The 18,427-nt window shown below is 38.6% G+C and carries 17 protein-coding genes and 1 pseudogene; 10 read left to right on the top strand and 8 right to left on the bottom strand.

Annotation, left to right across the window (positions count from 1 at the left end; genetic code table 11):
* Positions 1-43 precede the first annotated feature (43 nt).
* Complete coding sequence (locus RB215_RS14035) at positions 44-2,575, top strand: M14 family zinc carboxypeptidase (protein WP_309217172.1); 2,532 nt, start codon at positions 44-46, stop codon at positions 2,573-2,575.
* 11 nt (positions 2,576-2,586) lie between these two features.
* Here the strand turns inward: RB215_RS14035 and RB215_RS14030 are convergent, their stop codons facing one another.
* The gene (locus RB215_RS14030) at positions 2,587-3,264 is read right to left on the bottom strand and encodes a ComF family protein (protein WP_011329486.1); all 678 of its coding nucleotides are present in this window, start codon (positions 3,262-3,264) and stop codon (positions 2,587-2,589) included.
* 74 nt (positions 3,265-3,338) lie between these two features.
* Between RB215_RS14030 and bioH the strand changes: the two genes are divergently transcribed.
* The 3 genes from bioH to RB215_RS14015 all read left to right on the top strand — a co-directional run bounded on the left by bioH (position 3,339) and on the right by RB215_RS14015 (position 5,347).
* A complete protein-coding gene (bioH, locus tag RB215_RS14025; RefSeq protein ID WP_309216598.1) occupies positions 3,339-4,076 on the top strand; it encodes a pimeloyl-ACP methyl ester esterase BioH in 738 nt (245 codons plus the stop codon).
* Positions 4,077-4,166: 90 nt separating this feature from the next.
* Positions 4,167-4,475: a hypothetical protein gene (locus RB215_RS14020; RefSeq protein WP_011329484.1), complete on the top strand. Its 309-nt coding sequence runs from the start codon at positions 4,167-4,169 to the stop codon at positions 4,473-4,475.
* 5 nt (positions 4,476-4,480) lie between these two features.
* Positions 4,481-5,347 (top strand): putative metalloprotease CJM1_0395 family protein, encoded by an 867-nt coding sequence (locus tag RB215_RS14015; RefSeq protein ID WP_182677816.1) that lies wholly within the window; start codon positions 4,481-4,483, stop codon positions 5,345-5,347.
* 311 nt (positions 5,348-5,658) lie between these two features.
* Here the strand turns inward: RB215_RS14015 and RB215_RS14010 are convergent, their stop codons facing one another.
* From RB215_RS14010 to RB215_RS13995, 4 genes and pseudogenes are all read right to left on the bottom strand, one after another.
* Positions 5,659-7,983, bottom strand: a complete 2,325-nt coding sequence (locus tag RB215_RS14010; protein WP_197182271.1) for a Tex family protein — start codon at positions 7,981-7,983, stop codon at positions 5,659-5,661.
* A gap of 169 nt (positions 7,984-8,152) precedes the next feature.
* Complete coding sequence (locus tag RB215_RS14005) at positions 8,153-8,734, bottom strand: CBS domain-containing protein (RefSeq protein ID WP_309216597.1); 582 nt, start codon at positions 8,732-8,734, stop codon at positions 8,153-8,155.
* Positions 8,735-8,784: 50 nt separating this feature from the next.
* The gene (locus tag RB215_RS14000; RefSeq protein ID WP_011329480.1) at positions 8,785-9,096 is read right to left on the bottom strand and encodes a hypothetical protein; all 312 of its coding nucleotides are present in this window, start codon (positions 9,094-9,096) and stop codon (positions 8,785-8,787) included.
* A gap of 118 nt (positions 9,097-9,214) precedes the next feature.
* Positions 9,215-9,553: pseudogene (locus RB215_RS13995) on the bottom strand (GreA/GreB family elongation factor); the annotation flags it as partial.
* Between the two features lie 106 nt (positions 9,554-9,659).
* On the opposite strand from RB215_RS13995, the gene gmtY reads away from it, so the two are divergent.
* The 6 genes from gmtY to RB215_RS13965 all read left to right on the top strand — a co-directional run bounded on the left by gmtY (position 9,660) and on the right by RB215_RS13965 (position 15,945).
* Entirely contained in the window at positions 9,660-10,979 is a 1,320-nt protein-coding gene (gene gmtY / locus RB215_RS13990) for a gamma-mobile-trio recombinase GmtY (protein ID WP_306287708.1), read from the top strand.
* On the top strand, positions 10,976-13,708 hold the full coding sequence (locus tag RB215_RS13985) for a VPA1269 family protein (RefSeq protein ID WP_248534024.1): 2,733 nt from the start codon (positions 10,976-10,978) through the stop codon (positions 13,706-13,708). The genes gmtY and RB215_RS13985 overlap by 4 nt, the downstream gene beginning before the upstream one ends.
* A complete protein-coding gene (gene gmtX / locus RB215_RS13980) occupies positions 13,705-14,316 on the top strand; it encodes a gamma-mobile-trio protein GmtX (protein WP_306288472.1) in 612 nt (203 codons plus the stop codon). Before RB215_RS13985 ends, gmtX begins: the two co-directional genes overlap by 4 nt.
* Before the next feature lie 177 nt (positions 14,317-14,493).
* Entirely contained in the window at positions 14,494-14,613 is a 120-nt protein-coding gene (locus RB215_RS13975; RefSeq protein ID WP_375144242.1) for a hypothetical protein, read from the top strand.
* A gap of 21 nt (positions 14,614-14,634) precedes the next feature.
* On the top strand, positions 14,635-15,105 hold the full coding sequence (gene greB / locus RB215_RS13970) for a transcription elongation factor GreB (protein ID WP_306287710.1): 471 nt from the start codon (positions 14,635-14,637) through the stop codon (positions 15,103-15,105).
* A gap of 384 nt (positions 15,106-15,489) precedes the next feature.
* Positions 15,490-15,945, top strand: coding sequence for a hypothetical protein (locus tag RB215_RS13965; protein WP_309216596.1), 456 nt, complete (start codon positions 15,490-15,492; stop codon positions 15,943-15,945).
* Positions 15,946-16,168: 223 nt separating this feature from the next.
* Here the strand turns inward: RB215_RS13965 and RB215_RS13960 are convergent, their stop codons facing one another.
* The 3 genes from RB215_RS13960 to RB215_RS13950 all read right to left on the bottom strand — a co-directional run bounded on the left by RB215_RS13960 (position 16,169) and on the right by RB215_RS13950 (position 18,424).
* Positions 16,169-16,378: a hypothetical protein gene (locus tag RB215_RS13960; RefSeq protein ID WP_306287712.1), complete on the bottom strand. Its 210-nt coding sequence runs from the start codon at positions 16,376-16,378 to the stop codon at positions 16,169-16,171.
* A 91-nt stretch (positions 16,379-16,469) separates the two neighbouring features.
* Positions 16,470-17,903 (bottom strand): DEAD/DEAH box helicase, encoded by a 1,434-nt coding sequence (locus RB215_RS13955; RefSeq protein ID WP_086993196.1) that lies wholly within the window; start codon positions 17,901-17,903, stop codon positions 16,470-16,472.
* Complete coding sequence (locus tag RB215_RS13950) at positions 17,900-18,424, bottom strand: hypothetical protein (protein WP_086993195.1); 525 nt, start codon at positions 18,422-18,424, stop codon at positions 17,900-17,902. The genes RB215_RS13955 and RB215_RS13950 overlap by 4 nt, the downstream gene beginning before the upstream one ends.
* Positions 18,425-18,427: the final 3 nt, after the last annotated feature.

Genomic DNA, 18,427 nt, shown 5'->3' with positions numbered 1-18,427 from the left:
AGTAAATTATATGCGTATAATAATAAAAATAACATTAATGATAATGGTGGCAATACTGAGTTTTTCAACTCAAGCTAAACCATTGTCTTACTACTTTGCAGAGGATGTTGAGTTTGATCCAAGTATACCCACTCCAGAGCAAGTGCTTGGTTATCAAGTAGGTGAGTGGCATGTAAGGCACGATCAGTTGGTGCGTTATATGGAAATACTAGCACAAAAAAGTGATCGAATTAATTTTGAAGTAATAGGGCGCACGCACGAACAGCGACCATTAGTGATGCTGACTATTACCGCCGCCAATAAATTAAAAAATATAGAGCAAATTCGCCAAGCCCATTTAGCGCGTTTAACGCCTAGCAACACGCAATCATCAGAGCAGCCTGGTGTTGTATGGATGGGTTACAGCGTACATGGTAATGAGTCGTCGGGCAGTAATTCTGCATTGCTGGTGGCGTATTACTTAGCCGCAGCGCAAGGTAATGAAATAAATGAGTTATTAAATAATACCGTTATTTTACTCGACCCTTCACTTAATCCCGATGGTTTAGCTCGTTTTGCTAATTGGGCTAATAGTAATCGTGGTATGAACTTATCGTCAGACCCCGTTACCCGAGAACACGTGGAAAGCTGGCCAAGTAGCCGCACTAATCATTACTGGTTTGACTTAAACCGCGACTGGTTATTACTACAACACCCAGAATCGCGTGCGCGTATTGCAAAGTTTCATCAGTGGAAACCAAATATTTTAACCGACTTTCATGAAATGGGGCCAAACAGCAGTTACTTTTTTCAGCCCGGTATTCCATCGCGCAAACACCCGATTACGCCTGATGAAAATGTCAGCTTAACTAAAGCAATTGCAAATTATCATGCTAAAACATTAGACGAAAATAATGCGCTATACTTCACCGAAGAAAGCTTTGATGACTTTTATTATGGTAAAGGCTCAACTTACCCAGACGTAAATGGTGGCGTAGGTATTTTATTTGAACAAGCCAGTTCGCGCGGGCATATTCAAGAAACCGTAAATGGGCCTCTCAGCTTTGCTTTTACTATTAAAAACCAGCTGCTTACTAGTTTATCAACATTTAAAGCCGCGATAGACAACCGCCAAGCCTTACTCGATTACCAAGCTAAGTTTTATAACCAGGCGATAGATTTAGCAGCCGATGAAAGCTTTCAAGGTTATGTAGTTGCAGGTGCAGCCGATAACACCCGAGTTAACGACTTTTTAAGCATACTGCAACAGCACCAAATTAACGCTTACCCTTTAACAAAAGAGCTAAAAGCAGGTGGTGAAACTTATTCTAGCAATAGCTATTTTGTGCCTTTAGCACAGCCACAATACCGTTTAGTTAAAGCTATTTTTAGCGAACAAAAAAACTTTGCCGATAACACTTTTTACGATGTATCTGGCTGGACACTAGCGCATGCATTTAATTTACCCTTTGCTAAAGTAACCAGTAGTTGGGGATTAAAAGTTGCTGATAACGCATGGCAACAAGCCGCTACACCGCGCTTTGCACAACTTAATGAAGGGTATGCATTTGGCTTTTCGTGGGATGATACCTTGGCGCCAAAAATGCTCAATAGTTTACTGCAGCAAGGGGTAAAAGCCCGTGTTGCATTAAATTCATTAACGGCTAAGTCAGTAAACAGCGAAGAAGTAAATTTTGCAGCGGGGAGTATTATTATTCCTGCAGGGTTACAAACAAATAGTGATTGGATAGCACAGCTTAATCAGGCGCAAAATGAGTTTGGCATTGCTATTAAGCCAATAACGTCAGGATTAACCAGTAAAGGTGCCGATTTAGGGTCACGCTCAATGGCGGTGCTTAGCGCTCCCAAAGTGCTGCTGTTAGGCGGTAAAGGGGTAAGCCAATATGAAGCTGGAGAAGTGTGGTATTACCTAGACCGTTTTGTAGGTGTTGCTCCAACCATTGTTGAGCTAGAGCGTTTGGGCTCAATTGAGCTAAGTAATTACAGCCATATTGTGCTGGCTCATGGTAACTACAGTGGTTTATCTGACGCTGATAAAGTGGCCATAAAAGGTTGGGTTAGAAAAGGCGGTGTTATTTGGGGTCACAAAGGCGGTGCTAAATTTTTAGCGGATCAGCAACTATTAAAAGCCAGCTACTTGTCTCGCAAAGAAGTAGCCAGTGCGTTTAAAACCGACGGTTTAAACTATGCTGATAAAGAGCATTTAGCTGGGCGTCAGCGTATTGCAGGCGCTATTTTTAATACCCATGTAGATTTAACTCACCCACTTACCTTTTCATTACCACGTAATACGCTACCTGTATTTAAAAATAGCACTTGGTTGCTGGAGACCTCAGAGGCACCGTTTGTTAATGTGCTTACCTATACTGAGCAGCCATTACTTGCGGGCTTTACCGATGCTGTAAATGTTACTCAAGTTGCCGGCGGAGCAGGCTTAATTGCGCACTCTTACGGGCGTGGAGCAGTAATTGGTATGACCGACGATCCGGTGTTTAGAGGTTATTGGTACGGTACGAGTAGGTTACTTAGTAACGCATTGTTTTTTGGCCACACGTTTCGGGTAAGTGGCGACTAACTATTAAAATTTTAAATAGGCGTTAAGCAAGTGGTAAAAGCCCACACTTGTTTAGCGCCTGCCTGTTTTAAAGCCTGGGTGGCTGCATTAAGTGTAGCGCCTGTGGTCATAATATCATCAACAATTGCCACCGTTTTACCACTCATATCTGCAGTACATATAAATGCGTCTTTTAAATTTTTAACCCGCTTAGCTTTAGTTAGCTTAGATTGTGCGTGCGTTTTTTTATTACGTAACAGCGAATCACTAAGTAAATTAAAAGATGATAAACACGGTTGCCATACTTGTGTTACTTGATTAAAACCGCGCTGAAAAAATCGACTTTTATGCAGTGGTAATATAATAAAGGTATCGGGCAGCGGGTAATCAGGAGTAAAAAAAGTACTCAATTGTTTAGTAATAACTTGTTGTAATGCATTTTTATAATGTATTTGATTATTAAACTTAAGTTGCTTCAGCCATTGCTCAAAAGGGGGCTGGTAAAACGCACAGGAAAATAACTTATCAAATTCGCAGTTAGGAAACATTTCAATAATATCAGGGCGATATAGCAAGTTTTTTTGCTCGCTTAAATCAAATAATGGTAAATCTTCTAAGCAATACTCACACAAGCCCAGCGCGGCTGGGACTGGGCCTTGGCAAAGTACGCAATGCGACTCAAACAGCCAATTTATAAATGCGTGCTTCATCGGATAAATATACTCATTACAATCGCCTAGTTAAACGCTATTATAAACTTCAGTTTGGTTAAGGTTTGGCAAATATGCAAAATGAATTAGTATTACTACATGGTTGGGGTATGAACAAAGGTGTATGGCAATTAGTGCAGCCAGAGCTAGCATTTATTCATAATAACAACGTACGCAGTATTGATTTACCTGGCTACGGTAGTAGTAAAACATGCCCAAACCCTTATACCTTACACAGCGCTGCAGCACTTTTAAGTGAGCAGTTAAAACCACACTCTATTTTAATGGGTTGGTCTTTAGGTGGGTTATTTGCACTATATATTGCTAAACATTGGCCCGAAAAAGTAGCTAAAGTGATACTTGTTTCTGCTAGCCCCTTTTTTGCAGAGCAAGCGCCGTGGCCGGGTATAAAAGCACAGGTTTTAACGCAATTTAAAGAGCAGCTTGTTAATCATGGTGAAAAAACCATAGAGCGATTTTTAGCTATTCAGGCAATGGGCAGCGAATCGGCTCGTGATGACGTAAAACAACTTAAACAATTGCTAAATCAATATAAAGCCCCTGAAAATGAGGCTTTGACTGCGGGTTTAGATATTTTACAAAATGAAGATTTACGAGCGCTATTTACTCATTGCCCTGTGCCTATAAGCGCTATATTTGGTCGTTTAGATGCACTTGTTCCTTATAGAGTAATTGCCCAAATGGCAGCACTTAATACTGAGTTTGAGTATGAAGTATTAGATAAAGCGTCACATGCTCCTTTTATTTCTCATAAAAATGAATTTATATCTGCCGTTAAATCAATGCTTTAAAATAGAGCGACGAATAGCGCTGGTTAAAGCTTTATTTTGCGCATTAGTTGAGCGATAATTAAACAATATTTATTTTAATGGAGATTTAATATGCCAATAGGATCTGCATTTAATAGTGGCCTAGAAGGGTTTAACCGAGCTAGCCAAGGAATTGAAAGAGCCAGCGCAGAAATTAACCGTGCCAGTATTGAACAACAAGACGATGCGCAACTAGCACAGCAGCGCCAACTTACGGCTGCTCGCTCAGAAGAAGCGGTTACTGCGCCAGTAGCAAAACCTGCCCGTATTGATGAAGCTTTGGTAAACTTAAAAGTTGAAGAGTTTAACGCTAAAGCGAATACGCAATCGATTCAAACTGCCGATGATGTGCTCGGTACATTAATTGATATAAACGTTTAAATATTATGAATATTGTCACGCCATTCCCGTCTATTAATATAAACACCGCAAATGTTTATACCGAAACTGCACGGCGTGATAATCAGTTGCGAGAAGTTATTCCCCCGCCAGCATCAAGTACGGCTAGTAGCACCGAAAATAAAGCCCAAAGTGATGCCGAAAAAGCTAAATTACCGGGTAACAGTGACCCAGCTACTTACGACGCGAAAGGAAAACTGGCCGGTGAAAAGTCTGTTGAGGCACGTGACGAAAGTTCAGGCAATTCAGATAATGCTGAGCAAGAAAACGAGCAAGAAAAAAACCAAACAACAGAACAAGAAGCAGCAAAAGAAGAGCAGCAGTTAGCGCAACAAGAACTACAAATTAAAGAGCTTAAAGCGCGTGATACCGAAGTGCGTGTGCACGAACAAGCGCATGCAGCAGTGGGTGGGCAACATGCGGGCTCGCCTAGTTATGAGTATCAGCGTGGCCCAGATGGCACTAATTACGCTGTGGGTGGCGAAGTGCAAATAGATGTGGGGGCTATAAGTGGCGATCCACAAGCAACCATAGAAAAAATGCAAACAGTACGTGCAGCAGCACTTGCCCCAGCTCAACCATCGGGTGCAGATAGAGCAATTGCTGCCGATGCCACGCAAAAAATAGCCACCGCACAGGCTGAACTTGCAAGCCCAAAAAGTAATGAAGACGAAAAAACAACAAGTAAAGCAGCCGCTTCACTTTCAAGTAATGATAGCAGTGAAGAAAAAACAGCAAAAAGTGCAGAGCAAACTCGCGATACACAAGTTGAAGCACGCGCTGGGCGCATTGCTAATTTTTATCAAATGGCGACATCGCCCGCAAGCAACAGCGGTTTTTCAGCGCAAATATAGTTAACCTGAACTCTGGTTAAGAGATTTACTAACGTATTGAATTATAATTATATTTAACTTTATTTTCTCTAGCCAGAGATTTTCAGTGAAAATAAGGCGAGTTTACGCGTCAATAGCTGGCCTATTGCAAGTAAATTCAACGCAGTTAGCGCTGAAAATAGCTGCTTGAGATAGGTTTATTATCCGGAGATCAGGTTAGTTATGTAGCTTAAGCAATACTGAGCTTAAAGCTTTTATCAAAATACCCAAATAAAAAAACCGCTAACGCGGTTTTTTATTTTTAGCTAGATTTATTCGGAGCTATATAAGTATTACTTTTTCAGTTTAGCGTTAGCAAATGCATCAGCAAACGCATTGCCCATTAGCGCATTACCATTATCACGCTTTGGCTTAGCAGCTCTTGGCTGTGAGTTGTTGTTAGTGCGTGGCTTTTGCGCAGCAGGAGCTGCTGGCTTATTACTGGTATCAATGTCGTCATCTAGGCGCATGGTAAAGCTAATGCGTTTACGTGCGGCATCAACTTCAACTACTTTAACTTTTACAATGTCACCGGCTTTAACAACTTCACGCGGATCAGAGATAAACTTATTAGTAATTGATGAAATATGTACTAAACCATCTTGATGTACACCTACATCAACAAAAGCACCAAAATTAGCAACGTTAGATACAACACCTTCTAAAATCATTCCTGGTTTTAGATCGCTTATTTTTTCTACGCCGGCTTTAAATTCAGCAGTTTTAAACTCAGGGCGAGGATCGCGCCCAGGCTTATCAAGCTCGCTAATAATATCGGTAACGGTAGGTAAACCAAATTTATCGTCAATGTAGTCGTTAGCGGCTAACTTATTTAAAAAGTCGCTGTTACCCATTAAGCTATTTACATCAATGCTATTGTGCTCACAAATACGCTTAACAACAGGGTAAGCCTCAGGGTGAACAGATGAGTTATCTAGCGGATCGCTGCCGTTGTTAATACGTAAAAACCCTGCGGCTTGTTCAAACGCTTTTGGCCCTAAACGCTCTACTTTTTTAAGCTCACTGCGTTTTGCAAACGAACCATTAGCATCGCGGTAGTTAACAATATTTTGCGCTAAGGTTTTGTTTAAACCAGAAACACGGGTTAGTAATGGCACCGAGGCCATATTTAAATCTACGCCTACAGAGTTTACACAGTCTTCTACTACTGAGATCAGGCTTTGCCCTAATTGGCTTTGCGATACATCGTGCTGATATTGACCTACACCTATGGCTTTAGGCTCAATTTTAACCAGCTCAGCTAGAGGGTCTTGTAAACGACGGGCAATAGAAACCGCGCCTCTTAGAGAAACGTCTAAATTAGGAAATTCATTAGCAGCAAGTTCTGAGGCAGAATAGACCGATGCACCCGCTTCGCTAACCATAATTTTATTAAGTTTAAGCTCGGCATTAGCTTTCATTAGTTCAGCAATTAACTTATCAGACTCGCGAGACGCGGTGCCATTACCAATCGCAATAAGCTCAACCTTATGTTGACGACAAAGCAGCTCTAAGGTGCGTACAGATTTTTCCCAGTGATTTTGTGGCGCATGTGGGAAAATAGTTTGTGTGGTTAAAAGTTTGCCAGTGCTATCTACAATCGCAATTTTACAACCGGTACGTAGACCAGGATCGAGCCCTAGAGTAGTACGCGGGCCAGCTGGTGCGGCCATGAGTAGGTCTTTTAAGTTTTTAGCAAATACATCAATTGCACCGGTTTCGGCTTTTTCGCGCATAGCCGCTAAAAATTCATTTTCTAAGTGTAAGCCTAGTTTAATTTTCCACGCCCACTGCACCACAGTTAATAGCCAGCTGCTAGCTGCTTGGTTTTTAATATCTAAGCGATAATGATCAGCTATCATTTGAGCACAAAGTTGCGCTGAATTTTCTGAGCTTGGTTCAGGATTAATATTAAGTTGTAAAATGCCTTCATTACGGGCTCTAAGCATAGCAAGCGCACGGTGCGAAGGTACTTTTTTAAGAGCCTCTTGATGCTCAAAGTAGTCACGATATTTAGCGCCAGCTTGTTCTTGGCCTTTAATTAAGCTGCTTTCAATAACCCCATTTTGACTAATGTAGCTTCTGAACTTCGCGAGTAACTTGGCGTCTTCGGCAAAACGCTCCATTAAAATAAACTTAGCACCTTCAAGGGCTGATTTTGTATCAGCTATGCCTTTATCGGCACTTACAAACTGCTCAGCTTGCTGCTCCGGATCTAGGTTGGCATCATTAAATAGTGCATTGGCAAGCGGCTCTAATCCCGCCTCTATTGCTATTTGCCCTTTGGTACGACGCTTTGCTTTATAAGGCAGGTATAAATCTTCAAGCTCAGTTTTACTTTGTGCAGCATTAATATCGGCGCTTAGCGCTGCAGTTAGTTTTTTTTGTGACTCTATAGTTGATAAAATAAAGCTACGGCGCTCTTCAAGCTCTCGTAAATACGACAACCTTTGCTCTAACAACCGCAGTTGCGTGTCGTCTAGTCCGCCGGTTACTTCTTTTCTGTAACGGGCAATAAAAGGAACCGTTGCGCCTTCATCAAGTAACTTTGTTGCTGCAACAACTTGTTGCTGTTGTGCGTTTAACTCACTGGCTAAACGTGCAGAGATATCGCTCATGCAAAAACCTTATAAAACAAAAATAAGACCAGTTAAATTAACTTAACTGGCGGGTCAATTGCTTGAATAATATCACAGGGGAGGGTAATAAAAAGGTCTTAAAGCAAGCTATTTTGCTTGCTTTAAGATGTAACAATCAAAGCGATAACTTTAATTGTTGTAAAGCGCTTTAATGGGGGTGATCTACGCTCTCTAGTACTTCACTAAATGAGTTAGCAATAGGGGTTATGTGCACAGGTATTTGCAGTGTTTTGGCAATTTCGCGAGCTGAAATTAAGCCACATATTTCATTATTAGCAGTAGTCACTAATAAAAACATAGCGCCACGGTGCTCCATTGTTTGTAGTGCATCGCCAATACATGCGTAGCTTAAGCTTTGCATGCTTACACCGAGTAAATTAGTTAACGGGGTCATTAAGTGGTGTAAGTTAACTTCGCTGCGCGGCAAGCCTATGCGCTGGGCTATTATCATTGTTTTTGAGCTTTGTAAGTCTGCACTCGAAACAATGCCTATTAGCTTATGCTGCTCGTCGGTGACTAAAATAAAGTTTGAAGGTTGCACACTAAGTTGTTTTAGCGCTTGCTCAATGGTTGTTTCGAATGATGCACGCACTGGTATTTTATTCGTAAAGCTATTAATCATTTTAATAGCAGGAGAGGTTAAATCAATAAGCGGTTGTTCAACAGCAAACGTGTTAGCAATAACGCCATGAGAAATATCTTGAATACGAAGTTCTTTAAAGTTAGACATATTAGTCACCTTATTTAGTTATAAAATTTAATAGTTTGAAAAGTAAGTTATTAAATTAAATAGCTAGGTGGGCCTCGCTGATGCGCGCAGCTAAAAGGTTTGTCTAAAATAGTACTCTGGTAATAAGAGTAGGGTGCTTTAGGGAGTGGTTGCAGTACCCTAAGGCTAATAACATAGGCATGAGAATCAAAGTCTATGTCGGGATTTGTTTGATCAGGAGTGTCACAAGCAATAAAGTGAGGGGTAACTATACTTGAGTCTAGTTGTGTGTTTTTAGGGCTAGCATGCAAGGTCAAACTTACACTCATGAAGAGTGCAAACAATACGGCATTACTTAATATGCGCGATACTATGTTTGACATAAATACGACCTTAATTAACGAGTCTCAAATTAAAATTGTGTAACTTGAGTTAAATCAGTTATAGCTCATTGCATTAAGTTACACAATAAAAAGTTAATATGATCTGAATCAAAGCAGCTTAACTATTTTTTTGATAGCTAATGCTATTTACGTACCACTGTTTTTTGCCTTGAGGGGTGATAACGTCAAACTCGTCATCTACTTGTTTTTTTAACAACGCTCGCGCCATTGGTGAATCAATCGAAATATAGTCTTTACGCTCGTAAATTTCATCGGGACCGACAATTTTAAACTTTTTAGTCTCGCCTTGCTCATTTTCAATTTCAACCCAAGCACCAAAAAACACTTTGCCATCTTGCACAGGCGAATAATCAATAATTTTTAAGTCGGGTATGCGCTTACGTAAGTAGCGCACACGGCGGTCTATTTGCCGTAGAAGCCGTTTATTATATTGATATTATAACCCCACCCAAATATATACTAAAATTACTGTTTTAATACTTGTTAGATAATAAAAAAGAGTTAGTATTAAGGAAAAGTAAATATACTATATAATAAAAAGTATGGCATACATCCAAAAAATAAACGTAAAGTATCATGACAAAGAGACTGGCAGTATTTGTGAGTTACCTGCTCTTTATACAGAGAAAGGTGTCGTGATATCACACATAAGATATCTTGCTTGGTACAGCTCTAAAAGCGAGTCATGGAAAGAACGCTCTATATTTTCTTTAAAGCTTCTACTCACATATATTGATGCCGTACCTAACTTTGAAAACTCAACTTTATTATTAAAAGGTTTTACTAAAGCACTATTAATAGGAACAATCGATTACGATAAAATGGATGATGAGCTTGGATTGTATTGGAAGGCAAGAAAGCCTAGAGATGCTAATAATATATTATTTCATATAACGCATTACTCTGATTTTTTAGCTTTACAGAAAGGATTTGACTCATCAAGGATAAACCCCTTCAGAAAAGCAACAAGTTATGAAGAAAGATTAAATTGGTGTGCATATTATCATAAGCATGCAAATGTGTTCTTAAATCACTTATCTAATCAAAAAGATGCTGCCTTTAATGCACAGAGAGTAAGATTTATTGATCGGTTATTAGAGCCTAAAATAAATAATGAAAAAGCGATGAAATTCCCCGATGGTCACTTTGAAAAGCTTCTTTATATTGGAATGGTAAAAGGCTCAACACCAGACTATAAATCTCAAGCTATGACCATGTTATTAAATTATGGTGGATTACGTAAAAGTGAGCTATTTCACCTTTATGTTTCAGATATAACTTTACATCCAATATATCGAGATGAAGCATTAGTTAGGGTCTATCATCCAGAAATAGGCCGCTCACCTGACAGTAGTTTTGCAAATAGGCGAGAATACTTACTCGAAAGCACTTTTTATAAACCAAGAAATACATACCGATTATCAAAAAGACTATATGCGGGTTGGAAATCACCTTTACTCACAAATAAAGACGGTTATTTTGAAGTGATATTTAACCCACCTGAAAAAGCAAAAGAATTTTTAATATCTTGGGTTAACTATCTAAAATATCAACGTGTAGAGCCTGCAAAAACAGACACTCATCCATTTGCATTTACCAACTCCACAGGAGCGCCTGAAACGATAAAAAACTTTCAGCGAATTCATAAAAGAGCAGTTAAAAAAATTGGACTGGAAGTTAAAAAAGAGCTTGGAACTACAGAGCATGGGCACAGGCATGCATATGGTTATCGCGCACGACAACTTGGTTTAAGCCAAGTTGAAATTCAAAAAGCAATGCATCATAAGAGCTCTCTATCCTGCTTGATATATATACAACCAACCTCAGAAGATATTCGTAATAAGATGAGAGAGATTAAATGAGCAAACTTAAAGGTAACTCGAGCCTTCCATTAAATATACCTGTATCAATAAAAACATTGGGTGAATACAAAGCAATATGCAAAAAAAACGGTATCACTAACTCAAGGCTACATTTAGAAAATTACAAAAGCATACCAGGTCTTATTGCACATCCAGAGAGGGTTTTTAAGGATGAGTGGGTGAGCTATAAAGATACATTTGATGTCCCTGATTTTTATTCCTATAACAAGTTAAAGAGTATTATTAAGCCATTAGCTCTTAAATCACAAAAGGAATACAGGGCATTTGTTAAAAAACAAGGTGACCCTCAAATACCAAATGATCCGCAGGGGGTGTGGGAAAGTGAATGGGAAAATTGGTTTAAATTTTTAGGTAAAAAAGAACCTTACAATTTAAAATTTATTGCAAAACCATATATAGCTTGGGCGGTAAAAATAGAAGAATTTATGACCCAAGCATTAGGGGGAGGCTCTAAAAACTCATTGCTTTGTCGATTCGTTCGAATCTATATAGAAAAACATGATAAAAGCTTAACTCCAGAAGCATTTCTTACTAAGCAAAAAGTTAATATCAGACCTTTAAAGCAAGAATTAGAAAAGTTGAATACCGATAATATGCGGCGTAATTTAATAATTGCAGTAAATGAGTTTTTGGACTTTGTGATTACCAATGATCTAACTAGTGAGGATGAGGAAACTGGAGAGATCATTCGAGTAATGGATGCTAGAAACCCTTTATCGCTTCTATCAAATTCATCCAGTGTGATGTCTCCCCAGCGAGCTGAATCAACTAAACCTTGCTTACAGTACTATTTTGTTAAAAAGGCCCAAGAGTGGATAATCCCTGCGAAAGCAAAAAATTTTAGAGACCTAAAGCATTTGCAAAAGTTTGATGCTGACTGGCTGAAAGTATCAGCGTGGGAAGTAGATAAAAGTGATCCTGATTGCGTAATAAAAAAGGTTGGAGAGCAGCTTTATATGTGGTCTCCGATCAATTGGCTGCATACGTTTACTTTGACAAAAGTTCCATTACGGGGTCGTCAGATTGCATATAATGACTCAGGTGAAGCTGATGATGTAATAGCTAATGTTGATCAAAATGGAAAAATAATTTGGGAAAAAAATAAATCTATTTTTTCAGGGTTAACAAAAAACCAAGCTTTTATAAAAAGAATGCCTGACGATAACGCAGGGATGTTTATCACTACAAACAAAACAAGTAATAATGGCCAAGGTTATTCAATTCCGTGGATACCTGAAGATCTTATTTACTGGTTGATAAGACTTCGTAAATGGCAGCAAAAATATAATCCTATAGATAGTCCTACAAACTGGTCTAGTTGTAAAAGAACAAATTTAAATGAGTTGCAACTTAAGGCTAAAGGAATAAATTGTTTTTTATTTAGGGCTTATCAGGATGTTGAGCCACAAAGTGTTGGTAATGCGCTAACACCAAGGTTAGCGGCCGCACTTTATAATGTTCAACCATCAAACTTAGAGCTCGCAACGCTATCAGGGAAGGAAACAACATTAAATCAATATAAGTCTAAGTATACTCCTCACTCTATGCGAGTGAGTCTTATAACGGCTTATATAATGGAAATGGGGATGCCTATTGAAATAGTTATGAAAGTTGTTGGGCACTCGTCAATTGTAATGTCTATTTATTACTGCAAAATTACGCAAGGTGACATTAGAAAACGATTAGAGGAGGGCGAGAAAGAGGCATTAAAAACGAGGGTTGACGCTACTCAAAGTTTAATAGAACAAAATAAGATAGAGAAAGTAAAAAATGAACTGGTATCAAATAATGAAGATTTACTAAATTCATTAACAAACTCTATTCCTGCAGGAAACTTCATTTTCAGGGATTATGGTATCTGCCCATATGCCGCCACTCGTTGTGAAGATGGCGGAGAACTTAATGGTAGTGGTACATCATTGCGTGTACCGGCTCCATCTGGTTATCTAGGGACGCAAAACTGTCTACGCTGTCGTCACTTTATTACAGGTCCCGCATTTATTGGTGGATTGCTATCCATCACTAATGAAATATTACTTTACTCTAACACCCAGTCATCTCAATGTACAAAGTTACAAAATAAAGTAACTACTCTTGAGCATAGTTTAGATGAATTAGATCGTAAAGAGTACGTAGCTAATTTAAAAAAAGAAAAAATAGACTTATCAGAGCGTAAAGTTCTTGAGTTAAAAATAAGAAAAACTGAGTCAGAATATGAAAGTGCAGCCAAGAAAATGGATATGCTTTTATGTGACTTACAGTCAGCCTATAAGCTAATTAAAATGACACAGTCAATAACTAATCAAAAAGACAGCTTGTCTCTAGTTAAAATGAGTGATGCAGAAATAGAGATATCTTTAGAAGAAACATCATTATTTGAGCAGCTGCAAGAGGTTTGTGAGAATGCAACGATTTACGAGTCGGCCAATGCATCGCATGCCATAATTCCAAGATCTCAACTGTTGGATAAAATGGCTGCATTTAATGAAATATCTCCAGGTTTATTCTTGCTAACAGAAGAGCAGCAGTTGCATGCTGGAAATCAACTGGCACGCCTTTTAAAGTCTCGTTTAAAAACATGGTCAAAAGTAAGTCGTGTAATTAATTGTGATATTAAACTCTCCGAGCTTCTTGGTGAGGAACAGGTTTTAAAGTCTGAAATAGAGTTTATTAATAAAAACAATGTATTAACTGGTGTTGAGTCATGAATATGTCACCTGAAAATCTACTAACTGAATTACAAAAAGGGTGTTCCGCTAAAGTTAGTGAAACCCTCGAAGCAATTTATAAGGTTTGTATGGAGCAAAGAAATAGAGGTGTTGATGACTATTCTATTTCTACTATATCAAAGTTAGGCACTCAACGAGGAGTTCCAAAGGCACAAAGCATTCGCAATAAATCGGGTGAAAAATATAGAGCACTTATTGCATCATTTGCAGAGAGTAGCCCAGTAAAAGATCTTGGTAAGCAAAAGCATCAAGAGTTAAATTGGATAGATGAAATAAATAATCCAAAGCATCGATTACTAGCAAAAATTCAAGCTTCCGAGTTAATTGCGACTCGAAAAAAGCTACAAGAAATTATTCCACCAAACCTTAAAATTGATATTTATGACTACAAGTCTACTGGGCTTGATTCAGAGCACAAACTGTCGCCTCAAGAGCGCAGGGCATTAGAATATTTATTATCAAATAGCTTTCAAAGCAAATGGAAATTAACACCAACTGATTATGGGGAGCTTATTGATGAAAATAAGCAGGCTGTTTTTAAAGCGGCTACCCTTGACGCTATAAAAAAAGCTTTAGATTTTTTATAGCCGTAATATCTATAACACACGCTAAAATTTAATTTGCTGCGACAACTAACTTGAAAAACTCCGGTACCGATTGGTCCAGTCATAGAATTTTATGAGGGTGGGTCGTCTTCGTCACCAAACTCAAAATAGACTGACTTAGAAAGAGAAGCTCTTGAATACCTCATATCTAAAGAGTTTATGCGCCGAGCAGGTTTGGAAGTGGGGCCAAACGGTAGTATATTATCAAGTAATGATAAAGATAATTTTCTCCCGGTTGCAACTTTAGATGCTGTTAAAAAAGCATTGCAGTATTTGTAATAGTGGGATGGGGCAAACTAATTGTATACCAATCTAATAACGCGTGAAGGATTAGACAAGCTAAATAAAGAGCTTAATTATCTTTGGCACGACTACAGACCTGAAATAACAAAAAAAGTAGCTTGGGCTGCTAGCCTTGGCGATCGTTCAGATAATGCCGATTATAAAGAAAATAAAAGATTACTTAGACAGATAGATTCTCGAATTAGGTTCCTTAGAAAGCGCATCGAAGCCGTCAAAGTTATTGACTACTCTCCTCAGCAAGCCGGCAAGGTTTTCTTTGGGGCATGGGTAGAGATTGAAAATGATGATGGTGAAACAAAAGCTTTTCGCATAGTTGGCCCTGATGAGATCTATGGTCGTAACGATTACATTTCTATTGACTCTCCTATGGCCAGAGCGATGCTAAAAAAGGAAGTTGATGATGATTTTCAAGTTAAAACGCCAGTAGGGATAAAAGAGTGGTTTATTAATAAAATTGAGTATAAGTAAAGAGCTAGTGCAGCTTATGCGACAACTAACTTGAACAACCCGAAAGAGAGTACTTATATTTCAGCCCTCTGAACTTTAGTCATCAAAGTCTCCTTTGGTATAAAGACTGTTAGTCTGCTTAGAGCGATTTATAGTCATTCACACCTAAGAACTACACTTTAAAGTGGTTTAGGGTATGTGCTTACTGGCTACGAATAATGAGCGACGCGCGCATATTGTTCCATTTAACTTTACTGAAAAGTTTTAGAAATCTTAGTGATGGCAATACCTTAGATTATTTGTTAAAACTATATAATGTAGAAAAATGAGCGTGGCATCGGCAGAAATATGCGCGTTGAGCGCACTATTAAATTGTTAAATCTGTAACACTATGGGAGTTGTGCATTGAAAAGGATATTAGTTTTTTTCTTTTTTGTTATCTTTACTAACATGTCTCAAGCTAATGAAGGTCTTGAAAAAGCTCTCGACCTCTGTACAAAGGCAATACTACCAGAAGGGTCAGAAGAGTTTAGTTATTTTGCAGAGGGATACTGTATCGGAGTTCTCGATACAACGAGCTTTTTATGGGGCACTACTCATATGTCAAGAAATACTAAAATCTGTCCTAAGGATTATCCTCATAAATACCTTAACGAAGTTGTGATTAAGTTAGCAGAAATGAAGAGAGGGGCAGATCTAATAAGGCTGGGTGATCGCGCACCTGTACCAAAAAATGAAAAAGAGGCTCGAGAGCAACTAATTGCAAAAACCTCTCTTCCTCCAGGTTACAAAGCGAATAAAAAAGCACCACCAGAGTATTTTATTGGATGGGCATATGTTCAAACACAAAAATGTGATTGACATAAAGGTATAGGTCACTATCTCCTTACAAGATAGGAATTGCTGTCAATGATGTAGATCGATCATTGATTTAACAAATGCAGGCACTGTGACGTCCACTACATTGCGCCTTTGGCTCCATTCCGTGGGCGCGCGTGCTGCAAGCGTTAGTTGACACTCAGTTTTCAAGCAAAGGAGTGGACTGAGTACTCCTAATGTTTAAAATGAAATTTACTGTCAGTTGTTAGGTATAAAAATGAAGGGTTCTAATAGCTGAAGAAAATGCTTGTATACCCCAGCCTAACTCTATCCTTAAACGCTCAGTATTTTTTATATCTACACCTTGATGTATAAAGTTAATTTGCTCAAGATGACTTGGTTTTGCACTGATTTTTCCATTGCTTAAAATCTCTATAAGGTCTATTTGTTTATGAATTTCAGAGAAGCTATCCATAGCAACACCTTAAATTAAGTTATGTTTCCTCGTGTAACTGAAATCGATGTTACCTGTAGATTGCTACTTAAGGCCTTAAATTCTAGCGTATTTACCGCAATTCACTTAACCCTAAAGCAATAGCCTCTTGCTGAAAGCGGCCTGATATATTAATAATTCGCTCATAGGCACCGGTTAAAAAATGCTCCTCTGTCGCTTCAGGCCTATTGCTCATAATTGGCTGATCAAAAAAGTCAGCAAAGTTATTAAAATCAAACTGAGCTTTGGAAGATTTTTTACTTTGTTTATTAAAAGTGATATCGCTTGAGTCTGTATCTGCGGTGTTTTTTCCAGCAGGAGTTTCAATCTTTTCAAACTTAACTACATCGGCTTCAAATGGAACATCTTGATTAACTCTATACGCGTACTCTAAAAGCTTAGGTTCGGCGGGCATGTACATAATAGCTTCTTGGTTTTTAGAGTTTGTTACCCTCAGTATACGGCCCAATATTTGCCTAAAATGCATTTCTGTTTTTATGTTTGTAAGGTGGCAGCAAACCTGCAAGCGAGGGATGTTTGTACCTTCGCTAATCATACCAACAGAAATAATCCACTTAGTTTGTGCATGCCTAAACTGCTGAATAATACTTGTAGGTTCACTTTCTCGGTAGGTCACTACAACGCTGTCCTCGTCAAAGTAAGTTCGCATTAGCATAGAGATTTGATGGGCATGCTCAACAGACGATGCAACAATCAACCCCGCGGCATCAGGGTTTTTTAATCTGATTGAAGTAAGCTTTTTTTGAGCGGAAGAAACGATGTATTTTATTACCGCTTCATTTTCAATAACTTCTTGATAAGAAACGCCAGAGTCGGTTAATAACGCTTTAAAGCAGTTAAATGTTTTGGTTTCAGCGTCATCTACAACTGTAATTCGGCTATTATCAACAGCTACTATTTGTGGAACCCGACAAACATTATCTCCAATAGCCTCAGAAAGCCCGTAAACGTAGTCGCACGCTATTTTATTGTTAGGCTGTTGATATGATGAAAGAACAATAGGAGCAGCGTCAGAACGCCAAGGAGTGCCTGTTAAGGCTAATGTGTACTGTGCTTTATTTTGAATGTTAAGTATTATCTGCTCACCCCATGCATTCGCATTGTCAATATTAGAGCCAGCACAATGATGAATTTCATCAAATATTACAAAAACACGATATCGTTCAAATAGCTGCCAAAAGTGCACATCTAAATACTGTAAGCTTTGATAGGTTAAAGCTCTACCTTTAGCGCCAATAAGTCCATCAAATCGTTCATTCGTTTTTAGCTGTAAGCTTTCCTTAAAGTCTTGAGAAACAATTGAAGACGGTGAAAAACAAATGATTAAATCGACCATATTGTTTTTTAATAGTTGATCGGCTAATTCTGAGGCCATTAAGGTTTTACCCGCCCCAGGGGTTGCCAAGGCTAAAAAGTGGCTATCGCCGCTCTGGTATTGTGTAAGCGCTAAATTAATACACTCGGCTTGCCATAGTCTTAGTTTCATATTTTCTCTAATGCTTCGTTTTGCTTCAGTAAGCCTTCAATCGCTCTAATCTTGCCAAGTATTCTGGTATTGTTGTCTCTCGCTTTGTTGTATTGTGGCTGAAGCTCATCGACTAATTCGGGTGACTCCAAATAAAGCTCTTTGTATGCCTCAGATTCCCCCATATTCAATAATAGCTCGGCTTTGTAATGATTTAACTTACTAAGTAATAGCGCGTGTTTATCATCTGCCTTTTCTGTAGTTGCAATAGGTATTGCACTAGCTAGCTGAGTAATTACCTCAACGTTAAAGCTCTCTGTTTTATTGAATCGCGTAAATCCTTTTTTATTTGATACCACCTTTTTTAACCAGCCTTTTTTAACAAGCTTGATCAGTTCGGCATATATACTTCGCCTAACTGCTGTAGGTACTAAAGAAGAATCACTTTTTAATGCTAAGTACGCCGAGCGTACATCACTTGTTGTAAAGTTATCAAAATTTGGTGCAACAATAATTTGAGCTACAAGAGGGTCAAATTTCAAAGT

It is taken from the genome of Pseudoalteromonas sp. HL-AS2, from assembly GCF_031198805.1.
GTDB lineage: Bacteria > Pseudomonadota > Gammaproteobacteria > Enterobacterales > Alteromonadaceae > Pseudoalteromonas > Pseudoalteromonas nigrifaciens.
This window is presented reverse-complemented; position numbering and strand designations above follow the sequence as displayed.

Coding starts and splice junctions, on each gene's coding strand:
- RB215_RS14035 (WP_309217172.1), top strand. CDS start 44: ATGGTGGCAATACTGAGTTTTTCAACTCAAGCTAAACCATTGTCTTAC.
- RB215_RS14030 (WP_011329486.1), bottom strand. CDS start 3,264: ATGAAGCACGCATTTATAAATTGGCTGTTTGAGTCGCATTGCGTACTT.
- bioH (WP_309216598.1), top strand. CDS start 3,339: ATGCAAAATGAATTAGTATTACTACATGGTTGGGGTATGAACAAAGGT.
- RB215_RS14020 (WP_011329484.1), top strand. CDS start 4,167: ATGCCAATAGGATCTGCATTTAATAGTGGCCTAGAAGGGTTTAACCGA.
- RB215_RS14015 (WP_182677816.1), top strand. CDS start 4,481: ATGAATATTGTCACGCCATTCCCGTCTATTAATATAAACACCGCAAAT.
- RB215_RS14010 (WP_197182271.1), bottom strand. CDS start 7,983: ATGAGCGATATCTCTGCACGTTTAGCCAGTGAGTTAAACGCACAACAG.
- RB215_RS14005 (WP_309216597.1), bottom strand. CDS start 8,734: ATGTCTAACTTTAAAGAACTTCGTATTCAAGATATTTCTCATGGCGTT.
- RB215_RS14000 (WP_011329480.1), bottom strand. CDS start 9,096: ATGTCAAACATAGTATCGCGCATATTAAGTAATGCCGTATTGTTTGCA.
- gmtY (WP_306287708.1), top strand. CDS start 9,660: ATGGCATACATCCAAAAAATAAACGTAAAGTATCATGACAAAGAGACT.
- RB215_RS13985 (WP_248534024.1), top strand. CDS start 10,976: ATGAGCAAACTTAAAGGTAACTCGAGCCTTCCATTAAATATACCTGTA.
- gmtX (WP_306288472.1), top strand. CDS start 13,705: ATGAATATGTCACCTGAAAATCTACTAACTGAATTACAAAAAGGGTGT.
- RB215_RS13975 (WP_375144242.1), top strand. CDS start 14,494: ATGCGCCGAGCAGGTTTGGAAGTGGGGCCAAACGGTAGTATATTATCA.
- RB215_RS13960 (WP_306287712.1), bottom strand. CDS start 16,378: ATGGATAGCTTCTCTGAAATTCATAAACAAATAGACCTTATAGAGATT.
- RB215_RS13955 (WP_086993196.1), bottom strand. CDS start 17,903: ATGAAACTAAGACTATGGCAAGCCGAGTGTATTAATTTAGCGCTTACA.